The sequence below is a fragment of the Methylobacterium sp. J-070 genome (assembly GCF_022829385.1).
Classification (GTDB): Bacteria; Pseudomonadota; Alphaproteobacteria; order Rhizobiales; family Beijerinckiaceae; genus Methylobacterium.
Genome location: NZ_JAKSXX010000216.1, coordinates 1 through 2,950 on the forward strand (window position 1 = coordinate 1; position 2,950 = coordinate 2,950).

3 protein-coding genes are annotated in these 2,950 nt (G+C 63.7%); 1 reads left to right on the forward strand and 2 read right to left on the reverse strand.

The window, feature by feature from the left end:
- Positions 1 to 225 precede the first annotated feature (225 nt).
- Positions 226 to 1,296 carry a hypothetical protein gene (locus tag MKL01_RS23100; protein ID WP_243907515.1) on the reverse strand — a complete coding sequence of 357 codons (1,071 nt, stop codon included), beginning with the start codon at positions 1,294 to 1,296 and terminating at the stop codon, positions 226 to 228.
- Positions 1,297 to 1,456: 160 nt separating this feature from the next.
- The gene (locus tag MKL01_RS23105; protein ID WP_243907516.1) at positions 1,457 to 1,759 is read right to left on the reverse strand and encodes a hypothetical protein; all 303 of its coding nucleotides are present in this window, start codon (positions 1,757 to 1,759) and stop codon (positions 1,457 to 1,459) included.
- A 166-nt stretch (positions 1,760 to 1,925) separates the two neighbouring features.
- Between MKL01_RS23105 and MKL01_RS23110 the strand changes: the two genes are divergently transcribed.
- The gene (locus tag MKL01_RS23110; protein ID WP_243907517.1) at positions 1,926 to 2,264 is read left to right on the forward strand and encodes an NAD(P)H-dependent oxidoreductase; all 339 of its coding nucleotides are present in this window, start codon (positions 1,926 to 1,928) and stop codon (positions 2,262 to 2,264) included.
- The last annotated feature ends 686 nt before the right edge of the window (positions 2,265 to 2,950 follow it).

Genomic DNA, 2,950 nt, shown 5'->3' on the forward strand with positions numbered 1-2,950 from the left:
AACCGCGTCCGGCCGCATTCGTCCCTGGGCTATCGGCCGCCCGCGCCTGTCAGCTACCCGGATCTGGCCTTCCGGCTACCCATCGCCGCCACCATGCAGTAGCCTCTCAATCGGCTCGGTCCAAAATACCGGTCAGGTCAACCTCGCTTCGCCGCGATCCACAAGGCCATCCCGAGGCGATCAGCCGGCACTTGATCGACCTGGGCCACAGCATGGCGCAGGCACCTATTTTGATGCGGACATGCCTTCGACTGACGAAGCGCTCCTGGCCGTCACTATATCTGGGACGGCCGCGTCAAGTGCGCGACGATAGGATTTGTAGATCGCCGTGGCATCCCTCGCCCAACAGCAAATGTAAACTGTCTCAACAACGACGGAGTATCCGCGGCTTGATCGTGCCGCGCGTGCCTTATAAATGACGCGTTTATCGTGCGAACTTGTTCCGATCATCTCGGTATTCAAAATCAAGTACCGGTGAATGACGCCGCTTCCATCGCCGATACCGAACACACGAGAGGGCCAACGCTCTGGAATTTTGATGACATGGCTGTCGATCAGCGCGGGATGTCTCTTGTAAGATGTCCTGTAAATGTCGGCCCCTTTGCGAATCCCAATCGAATATCCTACGTCATCATCCGTCGCCGCTTCCACATGCCATTCCGTCCCTCCCGCCCCGCCCCAATGCATGACTCTCTTGGAGGCCGCGATGACGGCATTCTCCGAGAACCGGCCAAACCGCGTCGTCAAGGGCATGTCCAGGCGCTTTGCCAAGGTCGCGCGTTCGCGCGCGAAGGGCGAAGCGAGGTCTAGTTGGCGGTTTTTGCGGTAGCGATAAGTTCGTCTCGACCGAGCGCGGCTTACGTCATAAGCCAAGTCGAAGACGAGTTGCGCCGTATCCTTGACAGGCAGATGTTCGCGCACGTCGAGTGGGAGAGATGAAAAGGCAGCCAGAGCGGCCGTTGGGTTGAGATTCCGCGTGCCGGAAAGTTGCAGGACCAGGCTGCGAACGGCGGGCTCAAGGACGGCCATTCGGTGTGCTACATGGATCATTGGGTTTCCCCCACTGCATCGACGGAGCAAAGCCCACGCGACGATACCCGACAAACAGGCAGCGGCTTCTTTGCCGAACTCACCTCGAACGATGGCTGCGCCATGCTTCGGGAACGGATCGACCCCGAATCGCAGCGGCCTGACTAGAGGAAGCGATCCGGCCGCCGCACGCAATACCCCCGGCACGCAAGTTCGTACGTGGGCCGCTCGGATCGACAATTCTCGGTTGCCGAACGAGAAGGCCATTCGTCCAGGCAGATCGTGTCGGCATTTTGCTGAAGGCATCAAGACACCGGGAGCGGATCCGCGCGGACATCGCTTCGGCCAGGACCCGCGTTCCATGGCCGGTGCCTAGGGTGCCCCTCTGCCACCGGAGCCAGGCGTTAATCGTTCCCGCATCGCGGGGTCAGGTGCCGGCCATGAACTCGAACCCGGTGCCTCGCCGGGCGGGAAGCCGTGCGTCCTCGCGGTATGCGTCGAGGATGTCGCCAAGGGAGGAGAAGAGCACACCTGTGCCATCCTCAAGGCGCAGGTCTGCATCGTGGCAGGCTCTGATGTCCTGCAGGAACGCCCCGAGGTCCAGCACGCCCGCGCGGGAAAGGTGGAGTGCGAGCGCGCCGACCAACATTGGGACGCTTTCCTCCAGCGTATACTGCAGGCCCTCGAAACGGATTTCGGTTTCGGTGAGGCTGCTCTTTTCGTCGCTCATTGCTGGGTTCCCTGGTTGCCGTCGCCGACGAGGCGTTCGAATCGAGACACCTGGAATTGTCCTGCCGATAGGTGGGAACGACAAGCGGTCCGTCTCGCACCGGTGCCCTGTCTAGGTTCTCATGTGGGATAAAGTTTGCGTCGCTTGATGGGGGGCGTCGGCATTGGTGAAGCGCCAGCCGGCGCGTGCGACCGGCGTAGCACCGCTGCCGCCCTGGATCGACCGTCTGGCCGTGCCCGGCAGGACCTTCCGTTACGGTGAGGCCGGCCCGAAGGGCCTGATGCGTGGGAAGCGGGTCATCGTCGCGCTGGCTCGCGGCGGCTTCTACGGCCCGGAGACGGCGACCGTATCGGCGGAATACGCCGAGATCTACCTGCGCGCGATCTTCGGGTTCCTCGGCATCGCCCCCGAATTCGTGCTGGTCGAGGGTCTGGCGGCCGGCGAACAGACCAAGGCCAACGCGATGGCGGCGGCGCGCGACGCCGTCGGACAGATCGCCGCCTGACGGGCGCGCCACCGCTCCGGGCCGCCGAGGACCATGCCATCGGCCGATTTGCCGTCCATCGACCGGTCGACCTCTCCGATAGCGGCGGCATCACCTGTGTCGAATGCCCGGCCGCCGGGGCCTGCCAAAGATCGGTCCGGCACCCTTCGTGTGGGCGTTACCACCCCGCCACCGTTCCGGGCGGCACAGGTCGGAGGGAATCTCCACTCGCCGCAAAACTCCCGCTGCCCAGCACTTGAACGTCTGGCCGGGCCGGCACGTTCGAAGCCGACCCGTCGCGACAGGAGGGGCCGTGCGAGCTATCCGTCCCCGCTCGAACCCCGGCGGAGCGGGCAGCTTCGGCTTGCCAGATGCATCGTTACGGAGTGCGTGCGGGAGCCAACCCCGGAGCGACCGCATGCCCTTCGACACTTTTGGACAACCGCCTCACCAGGAGCAAGCCTGCGCTCTGCTCAGGCGCCTTCACGCGAAAGAACTATACCACTGATCACCAGCCTGCATCCGCAGCTGCTGTCGACCCAACCCGGCCATCTGGATCGCCAAGCGGGCCTGTCGCAAACGGGAATGCGCTGAGGTTCACGGCTCGTTAGTCATAGCCGCCGAGCCTGCCGCTCCGATCCGGAGCCGGCCCATGATCCGCAACGTCCTCGCGCTCAAGCTGAAGCGAGACGCCAAAGGCGACTTCC

Bases quoted from the DNA above. Each gene is read 5' to 3' on its own strand.
- MKL01_RS23100 (WP_243907515.1), bottom strand. From the start codon at position 1,296: ATGGCCTTCTCGTTCGGCAACCGAGAATTGTCGATCCGAGCGGCCCAC.
- MKL01_RS23105 (WP_243907516.1), bottom strand. From the start codon at position 1,759: ATGAGCGACGAAAAGAGCAGCCTCACCGAAACCGAAATCCGTTTCGAG.